At 65.2% G+C, this 26,886-nt stretch carries 30 protein-coding genes; 18 read left to right on the top strand and 12 right to left on the bottom strand.

Features of this window, described 5'->3' with window-relative positions; genetic code table 11:
* Positions 1–32: 32 nt before the first annotated feature.
* Positions 33–704, bottom strand: coding sequence for a uracil-DNA glycosylase (locus PVE73_RS16375; protein WP_277363264.1), 672 nt, complete (start codon positions 702–704; stop codon positions 33–35).
* Positions 701–1,285: an NYN domain-containing protein gene (locus PVE73_RS16370; RefSeq protein WP_277363263.1), complete on the bottom strand. Its 585-nt coding sequence runs from the start codon at positions 1,283–1,285 to the stop codon at positions 701–703. The genes PVE73_RS16375 and PVE73_RS16370 overlap by 4 nt, the downstream gene beginning before the upstream one ends.
* 302 nt (positions 1,286–1,587) lie before the next feature.
* Between PVE73_RS16370 and rpoZ the strand changes: the two genes are divergently transcribed.
* From rpoZ to recO, 8 genes are all read left to right on the top strand, one after another.
* On the top strand, positions 1,588–1,983 hold the full coding sequence (rpoZ, locus tag PVE73_RS16365; RefSeq protein WP_277363262.1) for a DNA-directed RNA polymerase subunit omega: 396 nt from the start codon (positions 1,588–1,590) through the stop codon (positions 1,981–1,983).
* 315 nt (positions 1,984–2,298) lie between these two features.
* On the top strand, positions 2,299–4,548 hold the full coding sequence (locus PVE73_RS16360; protein ID WP_277363261.1) for a bifunctional (p)ppGpp synthetase/guanosine-3',5'-bis(diphosphate) 3'-pyrophosphohydrolase: 2,250 nt from the start codon (positions 2,299–2,301) through the stop codon (positions 4,546–4,548).
* A gap of 177 nt (positions 4,549–4,725) precedes the next feature.
* Entirely contained in the window at positions 4,726–5,310 is a 585-nt protein-coding gene (locus PVE73_RS16355) for a DUF2062 domain-containing protein (protein ID WP_277363260.1), read from the top strand.
* The gene (acpS, locus tag PVE73_RS16350; RefSeq protein WP_277363259.1) at positions 5,307–5,708 is read left to right on the top strand and encodes a holo-ACP synthase; all 402 of its coding nucleotides are present in this window, start codon (positions 5,307–5,309) and stop codon (positions 5,706–5,708) included. Before PVE73_RS16355 ends, acpS begins: the two co-directional genes overlap by 4 nt.
* A gap of 104 nt (positions 5,709–5,812) precedes the next feature.
* Complete coding sequence (gene lepB, locus PVE73_RS16345) at positions 5,813–6,562, top strand: signal peptidase I (protein WP_277367481.1); 750 nt, start codon at positions 5,813–5,815, stop codon at positions 6,560–6,562.
* A 6-nt stretch (positions 6,563–6,568) separates the two neighbouring features.
* Positions 6,569–7,285: a ribonuclease III gene (rnc, locus tag PVE73_RS16340; protein ID WP_277363258.1), complete on the top strand. Its 717-nt coding sequence runs from the start codon at positions 6,569–6,571 to the stop codon at positions 7,283–7,285.
* On the top strand, positions 7,282–8,199 hold the full coding sequence (gene era / locus PVE73_RS16335) for a GTPase Era (protein WP_277363257.1): 918 nt from the start codon (positions 7,282–7,284) through the stop codon (positions 8,197–8,199). The genes rnc and era overlap by 4 nt, the downstream gene beginning before the upstream one ends.
* 17 nt (positions 8,200–8,216) lie before the next feature.
* Positions 8,217–8,963, top strand: a complete 747-nt coding sequence (recO, locus tag PVE73_RS16330) for a DNA repair protein RecO (RefSeq protein ID WP_277363256.1) — start codon at positions 8,217–8,219, stop codon at positions 8,961–8,963.
* A 131-nt stretch (positions 8,964–9,094) separates the two neighbouring features.
* Here recO and PVE73_RS16325 read toward each other — a convergent pair whose 3' ends face one another.
* On the bottom strand, positions 9,095–10,333 hold the full coding sequence (locus tag PVE73_RS16325; protein ID WP_277363255.1) for an MFS transporter: 1,239 nt from the start codon (positions 10,331–10,333) through the stop codon (positions 9,095–9,097).
* 265 nt (positions 10,334–10,598) lie between these two features.
* Positions 10,599–11,495 carry a mechanosensitive ion channel domain-containing protein gene (locus PVE73_RS16320; RefSeq protein WP_277363254.1) on the bottom strand — a complete coding sequence of 299 codons (897 nt, stop codon included), beginning with the start codon at positions 11,493–11,495 and terminating at the stop codon, positions 10,599–10,601.
* Between the two features lie 303 nt (positions 11,496–11,798).
* Here PVE73_RS16320 and PVE73_RS16315 point away from each other — a divergent pair, with 303 nt between their 5' ends.
* Together PVE73_RS16315 and PVE73_RS16310 are read left to right on the top strand one after the other, a co-directional pair.
* On the top strand, positions 11,799–12,263 hold the full coding sequence (locus tag PVE73_RS16315; RefSeq protein WP_277363253.1) for a GNAT family N-acetyltransferase: 465 nt from the start codon (positions 11,799–11,801) through the stop codon (positions 12,261–12,263).
* Complete coding sequence (locus tag PVE73_RS16310) at positions 12,260–13,720, top strand: RimK family protein (RefSeq protein WP_277363252.1); 1,461 nt, start codon at positions 12,260–12,262, stop codon at positions 13,718–13,720. The genes PVE73_RS16315 and PVE73_RS16310 overlap by 4 nt, the downstream gene beginning before the upstream one ends.
* Positions 13,721–13,736: 16 nt before the next feature.
* Here the strand turns inward: PVE73_RS16310 and PVE73_RS16305 are convergent, their stop codons facing one another.
* The 6 genes from PVE73_RS16305 to PVE73_RS16280 all read right to left on the bottom strand — a co-directional run bounded on the left by PVE73_RS16305 (position 13,737) and on the right by PVE73_RS16280 (position 17,330).
* Positions 13,737–14,351, bottom strand: a complete 615-nt coding sequence (locus tag PVE73_RS16305; protein WP_277363251.1) for an HD family hydrolase — start codon at positions 14,349–14,351, stop codon at positions 13,737–13,739.
* Positions 14,351–15,217, bottom strand: a complete 867-nt coding sequence (locus PVE73_RS16300) for a folate-binding protein YgfZ (protein ID WP_277363250.1) — start codon at positions 15,215–15,217, stop codon at positions 14,351–14,353. Before PVE73_RS16300 ends, PVE73_RS16305 begins: the two co-directional genes overlap by 1 nt.
* Before the next feature lie 70 nt (positions 15,218–15,287).
* Positions 15,288–15,962, bottom strand: coding sequence for a cytoplasmic protein (locus PVE73_RS16295; protein ID WP_277363249.1), 675 nt, complete (start codon positions 15,960–15,962; stop codon positions 15,288–15,290).
* A 129-nt stretch (positions 15,963–16,091) separates the two neighbouring features.
* Complete coding sequence (locus PVE73_RS16290) at positions 16,092–16,349, bottom strand: hypothetical protein (protein WP_277363248.1); 258 nt, start codon at positions 16,347–16,349, stop codon at positions 16,092–16,094.
* Positions 16,350–16,508: 159 nt separating this feature from the next.
* A complete protein-coding gene (locus tag PVE73_RS16285) occupies positions 16,509–16,880 on the bottom strand; it encodes a TIGR02301 family protein (RefSeq protein ID WP_277363247.1) in 372 nt (123 codons plus the stop codon).
* Positions 16,881–16,922: 42 nt separating this feature from the next.
* A complete protein-coding gene (locus tag PVE73_RS16280) occupies positions 16,923–17,330 on the bottom strand; it encodes an NUDIX domain-containing protein (protein ID WP_277363246.1) in 408 nt (135 codons plus the stop codon).
* 80 nt (positions 17,331–17,410) lie between these two features.
* Between PVE73_RS16280 and PVE73_RS16275 the strand changes: the two genes are divergently transcribed.
* Both PVE73_RS16275 and PVE73_RS16270 read left to right on the top strand, forming a co-directional pair.
* Entirely contained in the window at positions 17,411–18,160 is a 750-nt protein-coding gene (locus PVE73_RS16275; RefSeq protein ID WP_277363245.1) for an SOS response-associated peptidase, read from the top strand.
* 73 nt (positions 18,161–18,233) lie between these two features.
* Complete coding sequence (locus PVE73_RS16270; protein ID WP_277363244.1) at positions 18,234–18,854, top strand: LysE family transporter; 621 nt, start codon at positions 18,234–18,236, stop codon at positions 18,852–18,854.
* Here the strand turns inward: PVE73_RS16270 and PVE73_RS16265 are convergent.
* Positions 18,828–19,013: a transcriptional regulator gene (locus PVE73_RS16265; RefSeq protein ID WP_277363243.1), complete on the bottom strand. Its 186-nt coding sequence runs from the start codon at positions 19,011–19,013 to the stop codon at positions 18,828–18,830. The genes PVE73_RS16270 and PVE73_RS16265 overlap by 27 nt on opposite strands.
* A 345-nt stretch (positions 19,014–19,358) precedes the next feature.
* On the opposite strand from PVE73_RS16265, the gene cysS reads away from it, so the two are divergent.
* Genes cysS through rarD form a run of 5 tightly spaced genes read left to right on the top strand, consistent with a single transcriptional unit; the run spans position 19,359 to position 24,324 of the window.
* Complete coding sequence (gene cysS / locus PVE73_RS16260; protein WP_277363242.1) at positions 19,359–20,849, top strand: cysteine--tRNA ligase; 1,491 nt, start codon at positions 19,359–19,361, stop codon at positions 20,847–20,849.
* Complete coding sequence (locus tag PVE73_RS16255) at positions 20,846–21,244, top strand: VOC family protein (RefSeq protein ID WP_346772371.1); 399 nt, start codon at positions 20,846–20,848, stop codon at positions 21,242–21,244. Before cysS ends, PVE73_RS16255 begins: the two co-directional genes overlap by 4 nt.
* The gene (locus PVE73_RS16250; RefSeq protein ID WP_277363241.1) at positions 21,241–21,744 is read left to right on the top strand and encodes a GFA family protein; all 504 of its coding nucleotides are present in this window, start codon (positions 21,241–21,243) and stop codon (positions 21,742–21,744) included. The genes PVE73_RS16255 and PVE73_RS16250 overlap by 4 nt, the downstream gene beginning before the upstream one ends.
* A 43-nt stretch (positions 21,745–21,787) precedes the next feature.
* Positions 21,788–23,401, top strand: coding sequence for a citramalate synthase (gene cimA / locus PVE73_RS16245; protein WP_277363240.1), 1,614 nt, complete (start codon positions 21,788–21,790; stop codon positions 23,399–23,401).
* Positions 23,402–23,403: 2 nt separating this feature from the next.
* A complete protein-coding gene (gene rarD / locus PVE73_RS16240; protein WP_277367480.1) occupies positions 23,404–24,324 on the top strand; it encodes an EamA family transporter RarD in 921 nt (306 codons plus the stop codon).
* Here rarD and PVE73_RS16235 read toward each other — a convergent pair.
* On the bottom strand, positions 24,308–24,907 hold the full coding sequence (locus tag PVE73_RS16235) for a TIGR00730 family Rossman fold protein (protein WP_277363239.1): 600 nt from the start codon (positions 24,905–24,907) through the stop codon (positions 24,308–24,310). The genes rarD and PVE73_RS16235 overlap by 17 nt on opposite strands.
* A gap of 193 nt (positions 24,908–25,100) precedes the next feature.
* Here PVE73_RS16235 and PVE73_RS16230 point away from each other — a divergent pair, with 193 nt between their 5' ends.
* Positions 25,101–26,738 carry a LysM peptidoglycan-binding domain-containing protein gene (locus PVE73_RS16230; RefSeq protein ID WP_277363238.1) on the top strand — a complete coding sequence of 546 codons (1,638 nt, stop codon included), beginning with the start codon at positions 25,101–25,103 and terminating at the stop codon, positions 26,736–26,738.
* The last annotated feature ends 148 nt before the right edge of the window (positions 26,739–26,886 follow it).

Below are 26,886 nucleotides of genomic sequence, written 5' to 3'. Positions count from 1 at the left end.
ACAGCGAGCCGCCCGTTACGACTCGTAATTCGCTATTCGCTATTCGCTGCCAAAAACGCGCTCACCCTCCTGAACACCTCCACGAACATCTCTTCCGTCAACACACCGGTGTTCGTGTTGTAGCGGGAGCAGTGATAGCTGGAGAAGACGCGGACGGGGCCGACCTGCTCCTCGGCCCCGTGGATGAAGGGCACGGCTTTAAGGCGCTGGCCGAGCGCGCGCACGGTCGAATCATGGGCGATCTTGCCGAGCGTGACGATGGCCTTGAGGTTCGGGAAGCGGTTGATGGTGGGCACCAGGAAATTTTCGCGGCAGGTGCGGATCTCGCCGGTTTCCGGCTTGTTGTCAGGCGGCACGCATCGCACGGCATTGGTGATGGCCGCGTCGACGAGCTTGAGCCCGTCGTCCGGCCGCGCGTCGAAGCGCCCTTCCGCAAAGCCGAACCGCGTCAAGGTCGCGTAGAGCAGGGTGCCGGCGTAGTCTCCCGTGAAGGGACGGCCCGTCCGGTTGGCGCCGCGCAGGCCCGGCGCCAGCCCCACGATCAGAAGCTCGACGGCTTCATCGCCGCCTTCCGGGAGGAAGGTCGGGACGGGCGCGTTGAACCACTCCGGCTCGCGCTGCCGCCAGTCGGCGATGAAATTGTGAAGACGGGGGCAGAGGGCGCAGCCGCGGGGCGGCTCCATGCCGCTCGAGGCGAAACTCATTCGGCTTCGTTTTCCTCGGTGCCGGCAGGCTCCGCGCGCCGCGCCGGGCGTTCGCTCGGGTCGCGGCCCACGTCGGACTGCAGCGAGGCGAGGTCGATGAAGTGGTCCGCCTGGCGGCGCAATTCGTCGGAGATCATCGGCGGCTGCGACTGGATGGTCGAGACGATGCTCACCTTGCGGCCCTTGCGCTGCAGTGCCTCCACCAGGGTGCGGAAATCGCCGTCGCCGGAGAAGATCACGTAATGGTCGACGACGTCAGCGAGCTCCAGCGCATCGATGGCGAGCTCGATGTCCATATTGCCCTTGATCTTCCGGCGGCCGGTGGAATCGGTGAACTCCTTGGCCGGCTTGGTCACGACCTTGTATCCGTTGTAGTCGAGCCAGTCGATCAGCGGGCGGATGGAGGAGTATTCCTGATCCTCCACAAGGGCGGTATAGTAATAGGCGCGCAGGAGGTAGGCGCGCTTGTGGAAGCTTGCCAGAAGCTTTCTGTAGTCTATGTCGAAGCCCAGCGACCGCGACGTGGCGTAAAGATTTGCGCCGTCTATAAACATCGCGATCTTCTCGCGGGGATCAAACATGCTCAAATATCCTTCGTGGCAATCGCTGCGTAGGAATAGCCGCGACGCGCCAATTCAACGGGGACAACGTCGGTTCTATCTCCTGTTGACATAGTGCGGACTTGTTTTCATGCCAATGCCATTTAAATTGTAGGAGAGAAAAAACTGCTAACGACGTGCGGGCCTGCTTTGAAGCCGTTGCGCGGGTGAGTGACCGGCCGCAACGGGTTGAGGCGAGCCGCCATGGGTGTTGTGTTTTCTGCGCGGAAAAGCTATGGACCGCGCAGTTTCCGGAAATTTCATGTGAATGAAAGGGGCAGACTATGGCCCGTGTAACCGTTGAGGACTGCATCGACAAGGTCGAGAACCGCTTCGATCTGGTTCTCCTCGCCAGCCATCGCGCGCGGCAGATCTCGCAGGGCGAGCAGATCACCATCGATCGCGACAACGACAAGAACCCCGTCGTGGCGCTTCGCGAGATCGCCGACGAAACGCTGTCTCCGGGCGACCTCAAGGAGGCTCTGATCCACTCGCTGCAGAAGCACGTGGAGGTGGACGAGCCCGAGGCGGATCTGCCCGCGATCACCACCCAGCCGGAAGAGACGCCGGACGTCGATCTGGCTCCCGAGGAGAACATCGCCTTCGACCGCATGAGCGAGGACGAACTGCTTGCCGGCATCGAGGGCCTCGTTCCACCGGAGAAGAACGACGACTTCTGATCGGCATTTTTGCGCCGGCGTCCTTCCGAGGCGCCGCGCAGGGGACATTCTCCGGGCAGATTTCGACATGCGCCGCATGCCTGATGCGGCGCATGTTTTGCGTTCCAGCCAAGCCTGTCGAGATTAGGGTGTTGCCATGCCGTCGGCCCTCTCTCCTGCAAATTCCGGGGACTTGGCCTCGCTAAGCCCGGGAATTTGTTCTCTCCCCCGCCAGGGGGGAGACGGCAGCCTGCGCGACTATCTCCGCAGACCGTCGACATTGGCGATCGGCGGAGGCGAGGATAGCCATCCGCAGACTTTGGGGAGAAGCCGTCCATGATGCGTCAGTACGAGCTTGTCGAGCGTGTGCAGCGCTACAAGCCTGACGTGAACGAAGCGCTCCTGAACAAGGCCTATGTCTACGCCATGCAGAAGCATGGCCACCAGAAGCGCGCCTCGGGCGACCCCTATTTCTCCCACCCGCTGGAAGTCGCCGCGATCCTGACCGACATGCATCTCGACGAGGCCACGATCGCGGTGGCGCTGCTCCACGACACGATCGAGGACACGACGGCCACGCGCGCCGAGATCGACGAGCTCTTCGGCCCGGAGATCGGTGCGCTGGTGGAGGGCCTCACCAAGCTCAAGAAGCTCGACCTCGTCTCCTCCAAGGCCGAGCAGGCGGAGAATCTGCGCAAGCTGCTTCTGGCCATCTCCGAGGACGTGCGGGTTCTCCTGGTGAAGCTGGCGGACCGGCTGCACAATATGCGCACGCTCGACCACATGCCCGTACACAAGCGGCTGCGCATCGCCGAGGAGACGATGGACATCTATGCGCCGCTCGCCGGCCGCATGGGCATGCAGGACATGCGCGAGGAGCTCGAGGAGCTCGCCTTCCGCTACATCAACCCGGAGGCTTTCCACGCGGTGACCGAAAGGCTCGCCAATCTCATGGAGCGCAACCGCGGCGTGATCGGCGAGATCGAGGAGGCGCTGGCGAAGCTCTTCGAAAAGTACAAGATCAAGGCGGTGGTGAAAAGCCGCCAGAAGAAACCCTGGTCCGTCTTCCGCAAGATGGAGGCGAAGGCACTCTCCTTCGAGCAGCTTTCCGACATCTTCGGCTTCCGCGTCGTGGTCGACACGGTGGAGGACTGCTACCGCGCGCTGGGCGCGATCCACACGACATGGTCGTTGGTTCCCGGCCGCTTCAAGGACTACATCTCCACGCCCAAGCAGAACGATTACCGCTCGATCCACACCACCATCGTCGGCCCTTCGCGCCAGCGTGTGGAATTGCAGATCCGCACGCAGGAGATGAACACCATCGCCGAATATGGCGTGGCGGCCCATTCGCTCTACAAGGATTTCGGCTCCAAGCCGAACGGGCAGGGGCACCAGATATCCAAGGACACCAACGCCTATGCATGGCTGCGCCACACCATCGAGCAGCTTTCGGAAGGTGACAACCCGGAAGAATTCCTGGAGAACACCAAGCTGGAGCTCTTCCAGGACCAGGTCTTCTGCTTCACGCCCAAGGGCCGGCTGATCGCGTTGCCGCGCGGCGCAACGCCCATCGACTTCGCCTATGCGGTGCATACAGATATCGGCGACACCTGCGTGGGCGCCAAGGTCAACGGCCGCATCATGCCGCTGATGACGGAGCTGAAGAACGGCGACGAGGTGGAGATCATCCGCTCCAAGGCCCAGGTGCCGCCCGCCGCCTGGGAATCGGTCGTCGTCACCGGCAAGGCCCGCTCGGCGATCCGGCGCGCCACGCGGAACGCCATCCGCAAGCAGTATTCGGGGCTCGGCACCCGTATCCTGGAACGCGCCTTCGAGCGCGCCGGCAAGACCTTCGGCAAGGAAGCGCTGAAGCCCGTGCTGCACCGGCTGGCCCGCAAGGACGTGGAGGATGTGCTGGCGGCCGTGGGACGCGGCGAGATCACCTCGCAGGACGTCGTCCATGCGGTCTTCCCCGACTATAAGGACGAGCGCGTCACCACGCAAAATCCGAAGCAGCGGGAGGAGGGGTGGTTCAACCTGCGCAACGCCGCCGGCATGCTCTTCCAGATCCCCGGCCGGGCTTCGCGCCGCAGCCGGAAGGACAGGAACAAGGAGGCGGTTCCGGGGGAGAACGGCGCACTGCCGATCCGCGGCGTCTCCGGCGACCTGCCGGTGCGCTTCGCGCCGGAAGGGGCGGTGCCGGGCGACCGCATCGTCGGCATCCTGCAGCCGGGCTCCGGCATCACCATCTATCCGATCCAGTCGCCCTCGCTCACGGCTTTCGACGACCAGCCGGAGCGCTGGATCGATGTGCGCTGGGACATCGACGAGAACATGAAGGAGCGCTTTCCGGCGCGGCTTTCCGTCACCGCCATTAACGAGCCGGGCTCGCTGGCAACGATCGCCCAGGTGGTGGCCTCGAACGATGCCAACATCCACACGCTCTCCATGCAGCACACCGCACCGGATTTCACGGAGATGGTGTTCGACCTGGAGGTCTGGGACCTGAAGCACCTCAACCGCTTGATCTCCCAGCTCCGCGAGACGAGCTGCGTGAGCAGCGTGCACCGGGTGAACGGGTAGTCTCATTTCCGCCGCGGCGCCTGCGTATCGCCTTTGCGGCAAAGCGTTTCAACCTGTTTTTTTCGGCAGTGTCCATGCTTAGATAAAGGGCGGCGGAAGACGGTGTTAACGCGGTGGGGCTAAGCTCGTGGGCTGGTTGAACGCCTGCCATGGGCAATGGGATGCGGTAAGACGGGAATGTTGTTCAAGCGCAGGACAAAGGAGACGCTCGGGGAACGGCTGAAGACGGCGTTCTGGCCGCGTCGCTCGCTTCAGCGCTCGGTTGCCTATCTCGTCAAGCGCACGCTGCGCCTGAGCGCCACGCCCCACGCCATCGCGGCGGGGATCGCCGCCGGCGTCTTTGCTTCCTTCACCCCCTTCATGGGCTTCCATTTCCTCATCGCCGCGGCTCTTGCCTGGATTCTGCGCGGCAATCTGGTCGCCTCCGCCTTTGGCACCTTCATCGGCAATCCGCTCACCTTCCCGTTCATCTGGGGCGCGACGCTCGGTCTCGGCAAATTCATCCTGCGCGGCGAGCATCCCTCCAGCATCGGCCCAAAGGATGTCGGCCACCTTCTGTGGCACCTGGAATTCGAGAAGCTCTGGGAGCCTCTGCTGAAGCCGATGGCGATCGGTTCGCTGCCGCTGGGCATCGTCGCGGCGCTCGTCCTGTACGTGCTTACGCGTGGGGCCGCTGCCGCCTTCCACGAGGAGCGGCGCAAGCGCCTTGCAGAGCGGGCGCGGCGGCGCGCGGCCGCACAGGCTGGAGCAATGGCCTCATGATCATCGGCATCGGCAGTGACCTGATCGATATCCGTCGTGTGGAGAAGACGCTGGAGCGCCATGGCGAGCGCTTCACGAGCCGCGTCTTCACGGAGATCGAACGCGCCAAGTCCGACCGCAGGCGCCTGCGCGCGGCCTCCTACGCCAAGCGCTTCGCCGCCAAGGAGGCCTGCGCGAAGGCGCTCGGCACCGGCCTTTCCGGCGGTGTCTTCTGGCGCGATATGGGCGTCATAAATCTGCCCGGCGGAAAGCCCACGATGAATCTGACCGGTGGTGCGGCCGAGCGGCTGAAGGTTCTCACCCCCGCCGGCCATCGGCCGCTCATCCATCTGACCATCACGGATGATTTCCCGCTTGCCCAGGCCTTCGTCATCATCGAAGCCGTTCCGGAGCAATAACAAGGAAGCTGAGCATGCGGCCGCCCGGCGCATTGCCGCGCGGGCTTCGAGCCGATAAGACGAAACGCGAAGCGGCCGCCGGCGCGGCCGAACCCGAGGACGAGATGAGCGTGGCTGACAAATCACAGAAGAAATCCGGCGGGCTGGGCGAAACCGTAAGCGTGATCGTCCAGGCGCTGCTGCTTGCCCTGGTGATCAGGACTTTCCTGTTCCAGCCTTTCTCGATCCCCTCCGGCTCGATGCGTCCGACGCTGCTCGAAGGCGACTATCTCTTCGTCACGAAATGGGCCTACGGCTTTTCCCGCTACTCCTTTCCCTTCTCCCCGCCGATCTTTTCCGGCCGCATCTGGGGATCGGCGCCCGAGCGCGGCGATGTCGTGGTCTTCAAATATCCGCCCGATCCCTCGCTCGATTACATCAAGCGCGTGATCGGCCTGCCCGGCGACCACATCCAGATGCGCGAGGGGCAACTCTACATCAACGGCACGGCGGTGCCGCGCGAGAAGATCGGCGAGATCAACAATCCGGACATCACCGAGATGAACCGGCCCGTCGACGTCTACCGCGAGACGCTGCCCAACGGCGTTGCCTATGAGACGCTCGACCTTTCGCCCAATTCCATCGGCGACAACACGCGCGAATTCGTGGTGCCGGAAGGCCATTACTTCATGATGGGCGACAACCGCGACAATTCCACCGACAGCCGCTTCACCGTCGGTTTCGTGCCGGAGGCGAACCTCGTGGGCCGCGCCAACATCATCTTCTTCTCGATCGCCGGCGGCGCGAGCCCGCTGGAGATCTGGCGCTGGCCGGGCGAAATCCGCCTGTCGCGTTTCCTTACCTGGGTCGACTGAGGAGCGATGACGCGCCGGCGACCAAAGGGCCGCGAACTCGCCGATGCCGTGACGGAGCGCATCGGGATTTCCATCCGCGACATCGGCCTGCTCGAACGCGCGCTCACCCATTCGAGCGCGCGCGCCAAGGCGGGAGACTACCAGCGGCTCGAATTCCTCGGCGACCGGGTGCTCGGGCTGGTGGTCGCGGAGATGCTCTACGAGACCTATCCCGAAGCGCCGGAAGGCGAGCTGTCGCTGCGCCTCAACGCGCTCGTGAATGCCGAGACCCTGGCCGAGATCACCGAGGAACTGGGGATCGACACGCTCATCCGGACCGGAAGCGACCTGAAGGCGCTCGCCGCGCGCAAGCAGGTCAACCTGCGCGCCGACGTGCTGGAGTCGATGCTTGCCGTGATCTATCTCCAGGATGGGCTCGAAGGCGCGCGCCGCTTCATCCACACCCACTGGACGGAACGCTCCAACGCGGAAGGGGCGGCCCGCGCAGACGCCAAGACCGCCTTGCAGGAATGGGCGCACCAGGTCTCCGGTGCCACGCCGGACTACGCGATCGAGAGCCGCGAAGGGCCTGATCACGATCCCGTCTTCACCGCCGTCGTGCGCATTGCCGGCTTCAAGGAAGGGCGCGGACGCGGCCGTTCCAAGCGTGAGGCGGAACAGGCCGCGGCAACGGAAGTTCTGATTCGCGAGGCCGTATGGACGCCGATGGAAAGCCTGACATGACCGGAGCCGCTGAAACCCCGACGGGCACCCGATCCGGCTTCGTCGCGCTGATCGGCGCGACCAATGCGGGCAAATCGACCCTGCTCAACCGGCTCGTCGGCGCCAAGGTCTCCATCGTCACGCACAAGGTGCAGACGACGCGGGCGCTGATTCGCGGCATCGCCACTCATGGCAGGACGCAAATCGTCTTCATCGACACGCCCGGCATCTTCAAGCCGCGCCGCAGGCTGGACCGCGCCATGGTGACCACCGCCTGGGGCGGCGCCAGGGACGCCGACATGGTGGCCCTCCTGGTCGATGCCGAACGCGGCATCAGGGGCGATGCGGAGGCGATCCTCGATAGTCTCGGCGAGGTGCGGCAGCCGAAGATCCTGATCCTCAACAAGGTCGACCGCATCCAGCGCGAGAAGCTTCTGGTGCTCGCCGCCGAGGCGAACGGACGGGTCGCGTTCGAACGCACCTTCATGGTCTCGGCGCTCACGGGCGACGGCTGCGACGACCTGCTCGACTATCTGGCCGCCGCGCTGCCGGAGGGGCCGTGGTACTATCCGGAAGACCAGCTCTCCGACCTGCCCATGCGCCAGCTCGCCGCCGAGATCACGCGCGAGAAGATCTATCTGCGCCTGCATCAGGAGCTTCCCTATGCCGTTCATGTGGAGACGGAGAGATGGGAGGAGAGAAAGGACGGCTCGGTGAAGATCGAGCAGGTGATCTATGTGGAGCGCGAGAGCCAGAAGAAGATCGTGCTCGGCCACAAGGGCGCGACCATCCGCGACATCGGCCAGGCCGCCCGCGAGGAGCTCGCGCAGATGCTGGAGCAGAAGGTGCACCTCTTCCTGTTCGTCAAGGTGCGCGAGAACTGGGGCGACGATCCCGAGCGCTACCGCGAGATGGGGCTTGAATTCCCCGGATAGCGGCGCGACAAGCGACCATGGAATGGCATGACGACGGCATCGTGCTCGGCACCCGCAGGCATGGCGAGACCAGCGTCATCCTGGAGGTGATGACGGCCGCCCATGGCCGGCATCTGGGCCTCGTGCGCGGCGGACGGTCAAAGCGCATGCAACCCGTGCTGCAACCCGGAAACCGCCTGGAGCTGACCTGGCGCGCGCGGCTCGACGAACATCTGGGGATGTTCCAGGTGGAGCCGCTGGAGCTGAATGCGGCGCGGCTGTTGAACTCCGCCGTCGCGATTTACGGCATTCAGACGCTCGGCGCGCATCTGCGCCTGCTTCCCGAGCGCGATCCGCATCCGGGCCTCTACGGGGCGCTGGGCGTGATCATGTCGCATCTGGACGAGCCGCCGGCCGCCGGCATGCTGGTGGCCCGCTTCGAACTCGCCGTGCTCGATGAACTGGGCTTCGGGCTCGATCTCTCCCAATGCGCACTGACGGGCAGCCGGGAGGGCCTCGCCTATGTCTCGCCGAAGACGGGAAGGGCGGTGACGCGGGAGGCGGGGACGCCCTGGGCCGACAAGCTGCTTCCCCTGCCGTCCTTTCTCAGGACGGGAGGCGAGGCCCACTGCGATGGGCCGTCGCTCGCGCAGGCCTTCGCGCTCACCGGATTCTTCTTCACCCGCCATGTCTATGAGCCGCGCGGGCTCGCCGAGCCCGAGGCGCGGGCGGGGTTCCTCACCGCACTGATGCGCGGGCTGGCGGATGGAGAGAACGCAGCGTGAGCCATTGAGGCGCCGCTGCGACGGACTCCTCGATTCAAAGCGTTCTCGGCCGTCAGCGGGCGCTCGTCGTGGACAGGCGGCGGCTATGGAGCAAACCCGTGTGTCGGCCGGATGAACTGCCGGAACAAGGATCACTCCGCTGCCGCGAGCGCCGGCCGGTCCACCGGCTTCTCCTGGATCGGCCAGTGGACGATCGCGGCGAAGAGCCCGAGCGCCACGCTCAGCCACCAGACACCGATATAGGAGCCCGACAGGTCGTAGAGATAGCCGCCCAGCCACACGCCCAGGAACGAGCCGACCTGATGGGAGAAAAACACGAGACCGCCCAGCATGCCGAGATATTTCGTGCCGAACATGATGGCGACCAGCGCATTGGTGGGCGGTACCGTGGAAAGCCACAGGAGGCCCATGACCACCGAGAAGGTGACGACGGTCGTGGGCGTAGCAGGCAGCAGGATGAAGGCCGTCACGGCCACGGACCGCGCGAGATAGATGAGCGCGAGGAAAATGGGCTTCGAATAATGCTGGCCGATGACGCCCGAACTCAGCGCGCCGATGATGTTGAAGAAGCCGATCAGCGCCAGCGCGATCACGGCGTAGCGAGCGTCGATGCCGATATCGCCGAGATAAGCGGGGAAATGGGTGGTGATGAAGGCGAGCTGAAAACCGCAGACGAAGAAGCCCGAGACGAGCAGGACGAAGCTGCGATGGGCGAAGGCTTCGCGCAGCGCGGCGCCGAAGCTCTGCTCGAATTCAGCCTGGCGCACGCTGCCGCTGGCGGAGTTGCCTGCAAGCGGGATCGCCAGCAGCGGAAGTGCGAGCATGGCGATGCTCAGATAGACGAGCGTGTCTGACCAGCCGAACGCGTCGATCAGCCCCAAGCTGATGGGTGCGAAGAGGAACATGCCGGCGGAACCCGCCGCCGTGCCGATGCCGAAGACGAGACTGCGATTCTCCGCCGTGACGTTGCGCGCGAAGGCGGCAAGCACGACGCCGAAGGAGCCCGAGGCGACACCGAGGCCCACGAGAACACCGCCGCCGATATGCAGTACCGCCGGGGTGTCGGCGGTGGCCATGAGGAAGAGGCCGAGCGCATAAAGCACACCGGACAGCGCCAGCACGCGCCAGGTCCCGTAGCGATCTGCGATGGCGCCGAAGACCGGCTGGCCCACACCCCAGACGAGGTTCTGGATGGCCATGGCAAGCGCGAAGGTGCTGCGGTCCCAGCCTTTGTCCTCCAGCATTGGAAGCTGGAACAGACCCATGGCCGAGCGCGGGCCGAACGTCATGGCGGCAATGATGCAGCCGCAGATGACGATCAGCCAGGGAAAGGACGGGGACGCGGTGCGCGCGGAAACGGTGTCGGCCATGGCGGTAACCTTCGATTGCAGGAGCATAGCCTTAGCCAAAGTGCTCGTTGATTCAAATGAATTGAGAGGCCGCGCGAATTCAATAATTTTGATGCGTGGGAGCCGGAGAGGCCCCTCTCTCATAAATTCCGAGGGACCGGGTCTTCCGCCCGAGCCTCTGGAAATCGCTTTCTCCCCTTGGCCAGGAAGAAAGCGATTTCAACATTTTAGCCGGAGGCTTCGGGTTGAATCGAGGGAGGAGACGATTTGGTGAAGCGCAAAGACCTCAACCCGCCACCGCCTTTCCGCCTGCCTTGGCGGACGGCGGAGCACCGTCGGCCTGCACGAAATGGAGTTGCCGTTGCGGGAAGGGAATGGAGATGCCGTTCTCGTCGAAAGCCTGCTTGGCGGCCTTGGTGAGATCGAAACGCGTCTGCCAGAAGTCGCTGGTGGCCGTCCAGTAGCGCAGCGTGACGACGACGGAGCTGTCGGCCAGCGCATCCACGAACGTCTCCGCAGCGGGAGCGGCAAGCACCCTGTTGTCGCCCGTCGCCAGGTTCATCATCAACTTCTGGGCGAGGCCGATATCGTCGTCATAGCCGATGCCGATCGCGATGTCGTTTCGGCGGACGGCATTACGCGAATAGTTGGTGACGGCCTTGTTCCACAGCTCGCTGTTGGGCGCCATGACAAAGACGCCGTCGGCCGCCTTGAGTTCGGTGGCGAAGAGCCCGATCTCCTCCACCGTGCCGGCGATCCCGCTCGCGTCGATATATTCGCCGACGCGGAACGGTTTGAGCACCAGGAGCATGATGCCGGCGGCGATGTTCTGCAGCGTGCCTTGCAGGGCCAGGCCGATGGCAAGGCCGGCGGCGCCCAGCGCGGCGATGATGCTCGCCGTCTGCACGCCGAATTGCGCGAGCACCGTGACGCCGACAAGGATGAGCACGGCATAGCGGACGATCTTCGAAAAGAAGCGCCGGAGCGTTTCGTCCACCCCGGGGAAGCGTGCGAGCCCGGCCCGCGTCCACCGCTCCAGCATGCGTGCGGCGACGAACCCGACCAGGATCAGGATCACCGCGCCCACCGCCGAAATCGCATAGGCGAGCGCAAATTCGCGCACTTGCGCCCACATGAGCTCGGCAGTCGACACGATATTGGTTTCCGCTGCTTCGATATCCATGCAGGTATCCTCCTTGTCCCGACGGTAAAACAGGCTGCGTAAACAAAGCTGAAAGACAAAGACTAACCTCGCGTGCGCGCCATGCCAATTTGCGGGGTGAAAACGGCGGCGCCGATGGGTGGTCGCCGCAATTCAGCCGTGATCGACGGCTTTTAGCCGGAGGAGAAAATGCGTGGCTCACATCACCGGCAGCGGACAACCGTCTTTTCCACTGGAAGTGTCCGGGCGCGGTGATATGACTCGCAGCCTTGCGGCCGGTCGGTCATTGTCCCGCGGCCCCGATTCGAGGTGATCCGCCCACCCATGCATGCCGACATTCGTCCGGCTCGCGTTTCCGACATCGACACGCTCGTTTCCATCGAGAACGGCGTCTTCGATACGGATCGCATTTCCCGTCGCGCCTTCCTCAGCCATATCGGCAGCGGGTCGGCCTCGCTTCTCGTCGCCGACCGCGACGGCGCGATCGCCGGCTACGCGCTTTTGCTTTTTCGCAAGGGCGGCAGGACCGCCCGGCTTTATTCCATCGCGGTGGCGGTGGGGCATGCCTCTGCCGGCATCGGACGCAGGCTGCTTGCCGCCGCGGAGGAGGCTGCCCTTGCGCGCGGCTGCCCTATCCTTCGTCTGGAGGTGCGCGAGGACAATGCGCGCGCCATCGGTCTCTACCGGCGCTCGGGCTTCCGCCCGATCGGGCGCCGCGAAAACTACTACGAGGACGGTGCCCCGGCGCTGCGCTTCGAAAAGCATCTGGGAGGCTCCAAGGAGCAATGAGCTGGGTCATCCTCACCGGCAGACAGAGCGACCTCGACCAGGTCGCCACACCGCACAAGATCATCACCACCCGCGATTATCTCGCCCACCCGGCGCTTTTTCGCGGACAGCGCCCCAAGGTCATCAACCTGTCCAACAGCTACGCCTATCAGAGCCGCGGCTACTACGCCTCGCTGCTCGCAAGCTCGCGCGGGCACAAGGTGATCCCGTCGGTGGAGACGATGATCGATCTATCCGGCCGCAAGCTCTATGAGAATGCGCTGCCGGAGCTGGAGCAGGCACTCAACAGGTGTCGGAAGGAGCTGGGGGGAAGCTTCCCGGCGACCGTGGCCGTGTTTTTCGGCATCGGTCCGTCCAGGGCCTGGGACCGTTTCGCGCGCCTGTTGTTCGACTGGTTCCGTGCGCCGGCGCTGGAGGTGGTGCTCGAGGATGGCGAATGGGCGACGATCAGGAAAATCGGCTTTCTGCCGCTCGCGCGCATGAAGGCTGACGAGAAGGCCCGCTTCCTGGCGAGCCTCGACACCTATACGAACCGCCAGTGGCGTGACACCAAGGCCCGCACGCCCTCGCGCTTCACCTTCGCCACGCTGGTGGACCCGCAGGAAGTGCTGCCGCCCTCCAGCATCGGTTCGCTCAAGCACTGGTCGCGGATCGCCGAGAAGATGGGCGTGGAGGTGGAGCCCATCACCAGGAAGGACCTGCCGAAGCTCGCCAACTACGATGCGCTGTTCATCCGCGAGACGACGTCGATCTCCAACCACACCTACCGCTTCGCCCGCCGGGCGCAACAGGAGGGGATGCCCGTCATCGACGATCCGCTGTCGATGATCCGCTGCACCAACAAGGTCTATCTGAACGAGCTGATGCTTTTTAACCGCGTGCCCGTGCCGCCGACGGTGATGATCACCGGGCCTGGAGACCTGGAGGCGGCGGCCCAAACGCTTGGCTTCCCGCTCGTGCTGAAGATCCCCGACAGCGCCTTTTCCCGCGGCGTGAAGAAGGCTGGCAATCTCGCGGAACTGAAGGAACTCGCCACCAAATGGCTGGAGGATTCCGACCTTCTGATCGCGCAGAAATTCCTGCCCACCGAATTCGACTGGCGGATCGGCGTGCTGGGCGGCGAGCCGCTCTTTTCGGTCCAGTATCTCATGGCCAAGAAGCACTGGCAGATCGTCAACCACGAGCGGCGCGGCAAGCCGGACGAGGGCGGCTTCCGCAGCTTCACACTCGCCGGGACCCCGCGCGAGGTGATCGACGTCGCGGTCAAGGCCGCCCGCTGCATCGGCAGCGGGCTCTACGGGGTCGATCTCAAGGAGATGCCGGACGGGATCCACGTGATCGAGGTGAACGACAACCCCAATCTGGACCATGGCTGCGAGGATTCGGGCGAGAAGGATCAGGTCTGGGTGCGACTTACCCAGTGGTTCATCGACCGGCTGGAGCGGCAGGGCCGGTAGCGGCCTCCCAGATCGCTCAAGCCCTGCCGCGCAGCTTCTCGATCAGCTTGAAGCGGGCGAGATAGGCCGCCTGGGCGCGGCGGGCGGGGAGGGGCGCGAGGTTCAGCGTTTCCACCGTGAATCCCCGCGGGCGGCCGAAGAAGCGCAGGGCTTCGCCGTGGGCGAAACCGGCAAGCTCCGTCGCCTCGAAATAGGCTGCGATGCAGTCTGCCCGCTTGATCTCGGCCTTGAGTTTCGCCGGCGTGTCGGCGGGCAGACCGAAGCGCAGGTGGATCGCGCGGTGCAACCGCTTCTCGACGGACTTGTAGTCCTCGCCGAGCGTCGCCTTGAAAGGCGAGATCATGTCGCCGATCACATATTCGGGCGCGTCGTGGAGGAGGGCGGCGAGCAGCCAGTCGGCGGAGGCTTCCGTATGCATCGTCCGGAAGATCTGCTCGACGAGCAGCGAATGCTGGGCGACGGAAAAGGCGTGATCACCCTTCGTCTGGCCGTTCCAGCGGGCGACGCGGGCAAGGCCATGCGCGATATCGGCGATCTCGACGTCAAGGGGCGAGGGATCGAGCAGGTCGAGCCGCCGGCCCGAGAGCATGCGCTGCCACGCGCGCGGCGCGGCGCCGGCCTTGGCCGCCATCAGGTCGTGCCCGCCTGGCCGCCCGGAGCGGAGATGGAGAAACCGGCATAGGCCGGGACCCGCAGCGAAAGCGCCACCTCGCCTGCGGTGATGGGCGCGGCTGCCTCCATCGCCTCCGCCGCCCGGTCGATGCGCAGGATCGCGAGTCCGTCCTCGCCGGCGACCGTGCCGAGCGTGCCGATGGGGCGGCCGTTAGCGGTGACTTCGGCGCCGGAGGCGGGCAGGGCGCCTTCTCCGCGCACGATCACCAGCCGCCGCCGCGCCGTGCCGCGGTGATGCATGCGGGAGACCACCTCCTGTCCCACATAGCAGCCCTTCTTCAGCCCGACGCCGCCATTCTGGTCGAAGAGGACTTCGTGTGGGAAGGCTTCCCCCAGGGCATAATCGCTGCCGCTCTCCGCCACGCCGTGCTCGACACGCAGATGGTGCCAGGAGGACAGGTCGGCGCCACCCGCGGCGGCGCTGCCATAGTGCCGCACGACGTTCGGTCCCTCGGGAAAGCGCCGGTCGAGGACCGAGCTTGAAGCGCTTTGTGAGGCCGGTGAATCACTTTCCCACGATACCGAGACAACCTGTTCATCCGGCAGGGAGAATTCCATCTTGGCCCGCAGCTTGTAGAGTGTCAGGCGCTTGGCGAGGTCCTCCGCTGTGTCGCGCCGGCAGTCGAGGCGGAAGCCGCCGGCGCCGGTCCGCGAGATCACGAAATCGAAGAGGATCTTCCCTTGCGGCGTGAGCAGCGCGCCGGGTTTCGCCTCGCCTTCCGCAAGCGAGGCGAGGTCGGTGGTGATGACGTTCTGCAGCAGGCTCTCGGCGTCGGGGCCGGCGGCGAGGAGCACGGTGCGGTCGGAAAGCTCTACACTCGGCATGGACATTGAATCCGGTCTGAAGGCTTCCCGCTACGTAAGTCCCCCGGCCTTCTGCGGCAAGCCGGCCGCCTCAATCTCCTGCCACGAAGAAGAGCCAGCGCCCCTCCGGCGTGATGGCCGAGCGATAGAAGATGTAGGCGCCGAAGTTCTTCATCTCCTCGTAGTCGCTCGCCGTCAGCAGGGTGAAGAGTTCCACTCTTTGCGGCGGCGTCAGGTCGTCAATCGGGATGGCGAAGAAATAGGGCCAGACATAGTACTCGTTCTCCGCGCCGGGATTGAGATGCACGAACCCCGATTGCATGACCTCCAGCAGGATCGCCATGATCTCATGGCCCTCCTCGTCACCCGAGATCTGGCGCAGGAAGTCGACGGGATCGCCGTCGAGTTCGCCGAGGAGAAGCTGGGTTCTGCTGTCGCCGGCTCCGATCAGCGGTCTGAGCCGCTCGATGTCTCCGCTCTTGCACGCCTCTATGATCAGCCGCCGCATGCGCTGCACGGGCTCGGGCAGGCGGCTCTCGTCGTAGATCACCTCCGGGGTTTCGCTGGCCGTGACGTCGGGGCGCGTGGCATCGCCCAAGGGCTCCCTTTCCTCCGCCGGCGAGGAAAGGGAAGGGACCGGGACGATGCCGCCGGGCCTGCTTTCCTCTTCCGTGCCCGCCTGCCGGCCGGCATCGTAGCCGGGCAACGTGCCGCTCAGCGCCCGGGCCTCCACGGCAAGCGCCGCGAGGGCGGCGAGCGCGAGCATGGCCGCGGCAGCCGATCCTGAAAACCTTGCCGGTGAAGGGAGGGCGGGCATTCGCGCAACCTTATGTCGGTTCGCCGCCGGAGCGGCCCTAAGATCCTGCCCCACGCATAGCCAAAGAGGACGGCGATCTCAATGCCGGCTTCGATGTGGCAGGAAATCTCCCGCGAGCACGCGCTGACGCATGGTCTCCAGCAGCGTCATGAGCCGCTCCTCCTCGCCGTCCTTGCCCAGTTCGGTGAGCGCGGTCGTGAGTGCCGCCTCGGCGATGATCTCCGGTTCGATGCCCGCCAGCAGCCCCTCGGCCCAGGCCGCGCCATGGCATTCCGCGCAGGTCGTGCGCTTTTCTTCTTCGATCATCGCTTCGATATCGGCAAGAGTCATATGCATGGAAACACCACCCGTTCCCCGGCGTGCCGTCGCGTCCGGCACCGGATCCCAATCTTTGTCCCTTTTGCAACGGGTAGCATGAAAAATGCGGCGGGACGGAGACACCGGTCTGCGTGGTAAAGGAAGCGTAAAATTTTAAGGATCTGCCGCCGCCTGCGCTCAATTTCCGTAGCGCAGCGTGATCTCGTTCGTGAGTGTTTCGCCTTCCTTCATATAGCGGTCGATCGCCTGCAGGGCGGAATCGGTGCAACTCGTATACACGCCGGCGAAGGAACGGTAGCCGCGGTTGAAGCTCGCGACGAGCTTCGCCCTGCGCTCTTCCGACGGCGCCTCGGCGTCGAGCAGTGCTTCCATCTGCGCCCGCCAGACACCCTCCTTCTCGCCGCAGAGGCCGCGCAGGAAATGGACGGAGCCCAACACTTCGGCAAGCCGCATGAGCTGTGGATCATAAGGCGCCTGGGCGGCGGCCGGGGAGAGAGACAGGATCATCGCCGTCGCGCCGGCGGTGAGGAGCTTGCAAAGGGCTTTCATGAAAGGCGTTTCTTTCTGAATGTGCTGGAAGGCCATATGGAATCATAAGGGCTCGCAGGCGGCCAGCATGGCTTCCGCGACTGCAAGCGTGCTCGGCGTGACCGGCAGGCCGCGCATCTCCTCGAGCGTGTACCAGCCGGCATGATCGGCATCGTCGCCCGCCTCCATCGTGCCCTCCACCTCCGACGCCCGGAAGACTTCGAGCCGGTAGCGCCTGCCGCCCTCGCCATCGATGACGATCTCGCGGAAGAGGGCGATCTCGCCGGCGCAAAGCCCGGTTTCCTCGTGGAGTTCGCGCCGTGCCGCGGCTTCCCCGTCCTCCTCCGGCTCCACCCGCCCGCCCGGGAAGGCAAAGAGCCCCTTGGAAGGCGCCCGCCCTCGCCGCACGAGCAGGAAGCGGCCGCCCGACAGCGCAGCCACCGAAACGGCGTGGATATCGCTTCCGTTCATCGTTACATCCCTGATCCCGGATTCTACTCTAAGCATATCTGTGGCAAGAATGCCGCGCGAGGTCCGGCAGAGGTGAAGAAATGTGCGGTCGGTTTGCACTGACGGAGAAGCCGCAGGGCGTGGAGACGTTCCTCGGCCTTGCCGGGCTCGACGATTTTCCGCCCCGCTTCAACATCGCGCCCACCCAACCCATCCTGATGGCGATCGGCGGCGCGCCGCGTGCGCAAGGCTCGAATCTGCCGGACCGGCGTGCCGCGCTCGTGCGCTGGGGTTTCGTGCCCGGCTGGGCGAAGGACCCGAAGGACTTCCCCCTTCTCATCAATGCGCGCGCCGAGAGTGCGGCGGAGAAGGCCACCTTCCGGGCGGCCATGCGCCACCGCCGCACGCTGGTGCCGGCTTCCGGCTTCTACGAATGGCGGCGAGACGGCAGGAAGCGCGCGCAGCCCTTCTGGGTGCGCCCGAGAAAAGGCGGGCTCGTCGCATTCGCAGGTCTCATGGAAACCTGGACCGAACCCGGCGGCAGCGAGATCGACACCGGCGCGATCCTGACGACCGAGGCAAACAGCGACCTGTCATCCATCCACCCGCGCATGCCCGTGGTGATCCGCCCCGAGCATTTCTCCCGCTGGCTCGACTGCGTGAGATACGAACCGCGCGACATGGCCGACCTCCTGTCGCCGGTGGAGCCGGGCTTCTTCGAGGCGATCCCTGTCTCCGACAAGGTCAACAGCGTGGCCAATCTGGGCCCGGACCTGCAGGAGAGGGTGGAGGTGGACGCAATGGCGGAAGAGGCGCCGAAGGCCAGTACGGCCCAACTCAGCCTGTTCTAGGGGACTGACTGGCCCATGGGGATGGCGCCTCTGCCCATTGCCTGCCGCGTCGGAGTAGGGCAAACGCCCCCGCATGGATTCTGCTCTTTATACCGCCTTTCTTGCAGGTCTTCTTCTCGGCGGGTCGCTGATCGTTGCGATCGGCGCGCAGAATGCGTTCATCCTCAGACAGGGGCTGCTCCGGCAGCACGTCTTCATCCTCTGCCTGATCTGTGCCCTGTCGGACGCGGTCCTGATCACCGCGGGCGTGGCGGGCCTCGGCACGCTCGTCGCCCGCTCGCCCGTCCTGATCACGGCCGTCACGCTCGGCGGGGCCGTCTTCCTGTTCGCCTACGCGTTCTTCGCTTTCCGCCGCGCTTTCCATCCCGATGCCCTGAAGGCGGCAGGGAGCGGACAGGTGACCCTTAAGGCGGCGATCGGCGCCTGCCTCGCCTTCACCTTCCTGAACCCGCATGTCTATCTGGACACGGTGCTGCTGGTCGGCTCGCTCTCCGGCGCCTATGTGGGCGCGGCGCGGGCGAGTTATGCCGCTGGTGCGGTCAGCGCGTCGTTTCTCTGGTTCTTCGGCTTGGGCTACGGCGCACGGCTTCTGCAGCCGATCTTTGCACGACCCCAAGCCTGGCGCGTTCTCGACACGCTTATCGGCCTGGTGATGGCCGCGCTCGGATCACTCCTCGTCGCGCGGCTCGTATGAGCGTTTCGGCTCTTGCTTCTTGGCCTTCGGCTTGCACAGGAGCGCGGCATTGATCGCGGCGGGGCCCACCTGACGGTATTCCTTGATGAGCTCGGCCTTGTCTGCTGCCTCTTTCTCCTCGGGCTGCACTCGGTCCTTTATGGCGGTCTGTGAGGCCATGATACTGCCTGGTTTGTTCACTGTTACCTTGGTTTGGTAACTGATTCCGACGAAATCATGTTCCACGGGCCGTCGGCCAGCCCGTATGTCAGACTCCTACAGTGCCCTTAACACTTCGTTCCCAAGGTGTTGCGCGGGAAACACAGATCATCGCGCTTGACGGAAGCCCCGGCGAAGGTGATAAGGACGGCCATGAAAACGCTGTTCGCCATCATCGGCATTTGCATTATCGGCTAGCGCTCTCCGCTGGTCCGGTCGTTTTCGCCTTCTCCTTCCCGATACGAAAAACGCCCAGGCCAGCCGGCCGGAGCATCCTTATGGGTTCTAAACCACGGGATCGGGCATATGTCTGACGGGTTCAAGGGACTGAAGCTCTACAACACGCTGACGCGGCGCGAGGAGGCATTCGTTCCCCTCGATGCCGGAAATGTGCGCATGTATGTCTGCGGACCCACCGTCTACGACTTCGCCCATATCGGCAATGCGCGGCCGGTGATCGTCTTCGACGTGATGTTCCGGCTCCTCCGCCGACTCTATGGCGAGGACCACGTGATCTATGTGCGCAACATCACGGACGTTGACGACAAGATCAACGCCCGCGCGCTGCGCGACTTCGGGGCGGAAATCTCGGCGGGCAGGCTTACCCTCAACGAGGCGATCCGCCGGGTGACGGAGCGGACGGCCGAGCAGTTTCGCGAGGATGTCCAGGCATTGGGCAATCTGCCGCCCAGCGTCGAGCCGCGCGCCACCGAGTTCGTGCTGCCGCGCGAGGACGGCAAGACCGACATGGTGACGTTGATTCAACGCCTCATCGATCGCGGCCATGCCTATGCGGCCAAAGGCGAAATCCTGTTCGACACGGCCTCGATGCCGGACTATGGCGGCCTCTCCAAGCGCCGGCTGGAGGACCAGCAGGCGGGCGCGCGCGTGGCGGTGGACCCGCACAAGCGGAATCCCGGCGATTTCGTGTTGTGGAAGGAATCCTCCGCCGAGGAGCCCGGCTGGGAGGCGACCTTCACCGTGGACGGCAGCCCTCTCAGGATTCGCGGCCGCCCCGGCTGGCACATCGAGTGCTCGGCCATGTCGGCCGCCTATCTGGGCGAGGTCTTCGACATCCATGGCGGCGGGCTCGACCTGATCTTCCCGCACCACGAGAACGAGATCGCCCAGTCGCGCTGCGCCCACGGCACGCCGGTGATGGCCAATTACTGGATGCATAACGGCTTCGTGCAGGTGGAGGGGAAGAAGATGGCGAAGTCCGAGGGGAATTTCGTCACCATCCACGACCTTCTCGCGACGGAGAATTTCGGCGGCCGGAAGTGGCCGGGCGAGGTTCTGCGCCTTGCGATCCTCATGACTCACTACCGCGAGCCGCTCGACTTCTCGCTGAGGAAGCTCGAGGAGGCGGAGGCCGTGCTCGACGGCTGGTACCGCGCGGTCGAAGACACGGCGCCGTCCGGCGACGATGCCGCGGTGCGCAAAGCGCTGCTCGACGATCTCGGCACGACCGCCGCGATCGCCGCTCTGCACGATCTGCGCGCGCAGGCGGCCAGGGGCAGCGATGCTGCGAAAGCCGATCTGAAGGCGAATGCCGGACTGCTCGGGCTCTTGGAGAAATCGGCCGGCGCGTGGTTCTCCGGCAAGGCGGCAGGTGCTGCGGTCGACGAAGCCGCAGTCGAGGCGCAGATCGATGCGCGCCTCGCCTTCCTGCGCCAGAAGAACTTCGCCGAAGCGGACCGCATCCGGGAGGAGCTATCGAGCCAGGGCATCCAGCTCATGGATTATAAGGATCCCGAAACCGGTGAACGCAGGACGAAATGGGAGGTGAAGAGGTGATCGACCACATCGGCATCAAGGTCGCGGATTTCGACCGCGCAAAATCCTTTTATGACCAGGCGTTGGCGCCGCTGGATGCAAGACTAATGATGATGGTGCCCACGGAATATACTGGCGGCGTGAAGATCGGCGGCTACGGCCGCGACCGGCCGGTCTATTGGCTGCACGAGGAGAAGAGCTCCGGTGAGGCGAAGCACGTCGCCTTTACGGCGCGCACCCGCGGCGAGCTGGATGCCTCTTTCATGCGGCGATCGCGGCGGGTGGTAAGGACAACGGCGCGCCGGGGCTGCGCCCCCATTACCACCCGGACTACTACGGCGCCTTCGTTCTCGACCCGGACGGCAACAATATCGAAGCGGTCTGCCACGCGCCTGAGTGAAAGGAGAGAAGGATGAGCCTCGACAACAAGCCGATCTATACCGGCGGCTGCCAGTGCGGCGCGGTGCGGTTCCGCATCGAGGGCGCGCTGGGCGGTGCCTCCATCTGCCATTGCCGCATGTGCCAGAAGGCCTTCGGCAATTTCTACGCGCCGCTGGTCTCCGTTCGCGGCGCGGTCCTGCAATGGACGCGGGGCGAGCCGAAGCGATTCCAGTCTTCGAATCAGGTGAAGCGCGGCTTCTGTGCCGAATGCGGCACGCCGCTCACCTTCGAGGCGCCCGAAAACAGCAGTGACGGCACGGCACTCGCAATCGGTGCCTTCGATCACCCGGAGGAAGTGGCACCCACGCTCCAGTGGGGCATCGAAGCGAAGCTGCCCTATGTCGACACGCTCCACACCCTGCCGGGCAAGGACACGATGGACGATATTTCCACTGCCGATTACCTGACCGATCTCGTCTCCTACCAGCATCCCGACCACGACACGGACCAGTGGCCGCTGCTCAAGACGAAATGAGTGCTTTGCGCCTCTATTCCCCGTCACGCCTCAAGGTATTCGCATGACCAAGGAACGCATCTATCTCTTCGACACCACGCTGCGTGACGGGCAGCAGACGCCGGGCATCGACTTTTCCACCGAGGACAAGATCGCCATCACCGCACTGCTGGACGAGTTGGGCGTCGATTATGTCGAAGGGGGTTATCCGGGCGCCAACCCGACCGACACGGAGTTCTTCTCCAGGAAACGCACGCGGCGCGCGGCATTCGTGGCCTTCGGCATGACCAAGCGGGCAGGTGTCTCGGCCGCCAACGATCCTGGGCTTGCGGCACTCACGCAGGCCGAGAGCGACGCCGTGTGCTTCGTCGCCAAGAGCTGGGACTATCACGTGCGCGTGGCGCTCGGCTGCACGAACGAGGAGAACCTGGAATCGATCGTCGCCTCCGTCACGGCCGCCCGCGCCGCGGGCAAGGAGGCGATGATCGATTGCGAGCACTTCTTCGACGGCTACAAGGCCAACCCGGACTATGCGCTCGCCTGCGCGAAGACGGCCTACGAGGCGGGCTGCCGCTGGGTGGTGCTGTGCGACACCAATGGCGGCACGCAGCCGGGCGAGGTGCGCGAGATCGTCTCCGCGGTGATCGCGGCTGGCATTCCAGGCACGCATCTCGGCATCCACGCCCATGACGACACCGGCCAGGCGGTGGCGAACTCGCTCGCCGCCGCCGATGCCGGCGTACGCCAGATCCAGGGCACGCTGAACGGCATCGGCGAGCGCTGCGGCAACGCGAACCTCGTCACCATCATCCCGACCCTGATGCTGAAGCCCGCCTATGCAGACCGTTTCGAGGTCGGAATCACCGGGGAGGGGCTCAAGGGTATATCGCGGATCTCGCACGCCTTCGACGAGCTGCTGAACCGGGCGCCCAACTCCCAGGCGCCCTATGTCGGCGCCTCGGCATTCGCCACGAAGGCGGGCATCCACGCCTCGGCGATCCTGAAAGACCCGCAGACCTACGAGCACGTGGCGCCGGAGCGGGTCGGGAACGAGCGCCGCGTGATGGTCTCCGACCAGGGCGGCCGGTCGAACTTCATCGCCGAGCTCGCGCGGCGCGGCGTCCAGGTGGACAAGGCCGACCGTCGGCTCGACACGCTGATCGCGCTCGTCAAGGAGCGCGAAGCCCAGGGCTATGCCTATGAGGGAGCGGATGCGAGCTTCGAGCTGCTTGCGCGGCGAACGCTCGGCAAGGTGCCGGAATTCTTCAAGGTCGACGGTTTCCGCTGCATGGTCGAGCGCCGCTTCGATGCCCGCGGCAACCTGAAAACCGTCTCGGAGGCCGTGGTTCGCGTGACCGTCGACGGCGAGACGCGCATGTCCGTGGCGGAGGGCCATGGCCCCGTCAACGCGCTCGACATCGCGCTTCGCAAGGATCTCGGCAGGTATCAGGACGAGATAGCGGACATGACGCTGGCGGACTATAAGGTGCGCGTGCTCAACGGCGGCACGGAGGCTGTCACGCGCGTGCTCATCGAATCGCAGGATGCGACCGGCGACCGCTGGTGGACCGTCGGCGTTTCCGACAACATCATCGACGCCTCCTTCCAGGCTCTGATGGATTCCGTCGTCTACAAGCTGGTGAAGAACCGGGAAAGGACGGGCCTCGCGGCCGAATGACCATGATCGACACGGTTGTTGCTCCGCCCGCGAGCGAAGGCGAATCGCAGCGCGGCTTTCTCTTCGCGTTATCGGCCTATTTCCTTTGGGGGCTGCTTCCCTTCTTCCTGAAGGCGGTCGCCCACATCCCGGCCACGGAGGTGGTGGCCCATCGCGTCCTCTGGTCGGTGCCGGTGGCGGGCGTCGTCCTTCTCCTCCTTCGCCGCACGGCCGAGCTGAAACGGGCGATGGGCTCGCCGCGCACGCTGATGATGGCGGCGGCGACGGCGGCGATCATCACGCTGAACTGGGGCATCTATGCCTGGGCGATAGCGACCGATCGAGCGCTCGACACCGCGCTCGGCTACTACATCAATCCGCTGGTCTCGATCGCCATGGCCGCGGTGCTGCTTCGCGAGAAGCTCAGCCGCCTCCAGATCGCCGCGGTCGCGCTCGCTGCCTTCGCGGTGCTCGTGCTGACGGTCGAGGGCGGCGGGGTGCCCTGGATCTCGCTGGTGCTCGCGTTCTCGTTCGCCATCTACGGCTTTTTCAGGAAAACGCTGCCGATCGGCCCCAGCCAGGGCTTCTTCCTGGAAGTGCTGATCATGAGCATACCCGCGCTCGCCTATATTTTCTGGCTGCAATGGACCGGGCAGGGGCATTTCCGGCTCGACCAGCCTGGCAACCTCGCCCTGCTCGTCGCCTGCGGTCCCGCTTCGGCCGTGCCGCTCCTGCTCTATGCCTTCGGGGCGAAGCTGCTGCGCTACGCCACGATCGGCATCATGCAGTACATTGCGCCGAGCATGGTCTTCCTGATCGCCGTGTTCATCTTCAAGGAGCCGTTCAGCAGCGAGCGCGCCGTCGCTTTCGCGCTCATCTGGATGGCGCTGGCGCTCTACACCTGGCCGATGCTGAGGGCACTGCGGGTCAGAGCCGCTCGATGATGGCGGGATCCCCCTCGGAGGGGGAGCCGGCACTGACCAGAGCCGGGACGATCTCATCGATTTCGCCGATCACCAGTGGCTTCACGCGATGGCCGGAATGGATGAAGCCCTCGGCCTTCATGTGATCGATGAGCGAGAGGAACGGCTGCCAGAAGCCGCCGATATTGGCGAAGACGATGGGTTTTTCGTGCCGGCCGAGCTGCGCCCAGGTCATGATCTCGACGATCTCCTCCACCGTCCCGATACCGCCGGGCAGCGCGACGAAGGCATCGGACCGATTGAACATCAGGTGCTTGCGCTGATGCATGTCTTCCGTGACGATGAGGTCGTCCAGCCGGGAAAGCGCGGTTTCCGTGGCCTCCTTGTTCATGAGGAAGCGCGGGATGATGCCGGTGACCTGGCCGCCCCCTTCGATGCAGCCGGCGGCCACGGCACCCATGATGCCCTTCGTGCCGGCGCCGTAGACGAGGCGCAACCCCGCCTCTGCCAAGGCATTGCCGAGCCTGCGGCCGGCGGTGAGATAGGTGTTGCCGCGCCCCGTGGAGGAGCCGCAATAGACGCAGACGGAAGTGATCGTGTTCATGACCGCCCATTGGTGATGGTCTTGGCGACTCGGGTCAAGCGGCAATCGTCCGCCGGCGCCTTCTCCTCCGGGAGACATGTTGCCGCTGCGGCAACCGCAAAACCGGTGTGAAAGCCCTGTTTTCCAAGGCCTTCGCCTTGTCCTGCGGCGCAAAAGGCGATAGACCGCTCCCTAACGACATAGAGTTCGAAGTATGGTTACAACTCCGCTCAGAGCGCTGCTTCTCATCGCCGGAGTCCTGATCGTCGGCGCCGCGGTTTATTGGAGCGGCGTTTTCCACCCGCAGACCGAGAAAGCTTCGGCTGTGGCCGATGCTCCCGCACAGCCGACAGAAGTCCGATCCGGCGCGACCGCCGGGGATGCGGCGGAAGGCGGCGCGACCACGGCGATGGCAGGGGCCGACATTGCCTCCGGCCAAGAGAAGGTGGTTGTGCCCGCCTTCGATCTCCTGCGCGCAGAGCCGGACGGTTCTCTCGTCATCGCCGGCAGGGCCGAGGCCGGTTCCGAAGTCGAGATCGTCAGCGGCTCGTCGGTTCTCGCCAGAACCACGACCGGGCTTGGCGGCGATTTCGCCGCCGTTCTCGACGATCCGTTGAAGCCCGGCGAGCACAATATCGTCCTGCGCTCCACCTCGAAGGACAATGTCGCGGCCACATCGCTGGAGACGGCGGTCGTTTCCATTCCCACCGCGGAAAGCGGGCAGGTGGTGGCGCTGGTGCAGCAGCCCGGCGAACCGAGCCGTCTCATCACGGCGCCAGAGGCCGGGCAGCAGCCGCCGGGGATGTCGGGCGGACAGACGATGGCCGAGGCAGGGAAGGGCGGCGATGGCGCCCGCAGCGGGCCTGCGGGAGCCGCCGAACCGACGGGCGGGCAGGCAACCGGCGACGAAGGCGCGCCTGCCGAGATCGCCGAGGCCAAGCCGAATGCGGAGCCGGGCCGGGACGGAGATGCCGCCGGTGGTGCGGGCCAGGCCGCCTCGGACGCTGCCGCCCCGGCCACGGAAAGCTCGGCCGGCGACACATCTCAGGATGTGGCCCCGTTCATCGAGGCCGTCGAGATCGACGGACGGGACGTCTTCGCGGCGGGCAGGGCTGCGCCGGGCCGGCTGGTGCGGGTCTATGCGAACGACATCCTGCTCGGCCAGACCATCGCCTCGCCCGAGGGCCGGTTCCTGATCGAGGCCGAGCGCGAACTGCCGGTGGGCGACTACATCATTCGCGCGGATGTGCTGGCCGAGGACGGAGCCACGGTGATCGCCCGCGCCGCGGTACCCTTCGAGCGGCATCAGGGCGAGAAGATCGCCGCCGTGGCTCCCGCACGCCGGCAGGGCGATGGTTGGCCCCGGGCCGACGGCCGGGCATCTGCCGGAGGCAGTGACGGCAGGCCTGCTGCGGCAGCGAACGGAAGTCCGGCCGGCGATGGATCCACAGCCGGGGGCTCCACCGGCGCGGGGCAGGCAGGCGGCGGTTCCGCCATGATGCAAGCGACGCCACGCACATCCGCAGAGGTGGCCTCCGCCAGCCTGGATGCCCTGCAGGGAGCGGCTGGCGAAGCAGGGGTTTCCCCGGCGCTCGAACCCGTGGACGGCGCAGTCATCATCCGGCGTGGCGACACGCTCTGGGAGATCTCGCGCCGGGTCTATGGGCGCGGTGTCCGCTACACCACGATCTATCTCGCCAACCAGAACCAGATCAACGATCCCGACCGAATCTGGCCAGGCCAGATCTTCAGCTTGCCTGACGAGACGAATGAAGGCGAGAAAGCCGATCTCGGCGCCATAGGCGAGCAAGCTGTCAAGCCGGAGACCGCGGCTCAGAAGGCGGCGGAGTGATCCTGCCGTTGCCGGAGGGCACGCGGGAATTCGGTAGGGATCGCCTGCGGGATATTCTCCAACAGAACCGTGCATCGGTCATCGGCGAATAGAGCCGATCGAACCCTTTCTCCCGGACAAGCCTTGCGCGGAAAGCCATCATCGTATA

This window comes from Chelativorans sp. AA-79 (assembly GCF_029457495.1).
Classification (GTDB): domain Bacteria; phylum Pseudomonadota; class Alphaproteobacteria; order Rhizobiales; family Rhizobiaceae; genus Chelativorans.
This window is presented reverse-complemented; position numbering and strand designations above follow the sequence as displayed.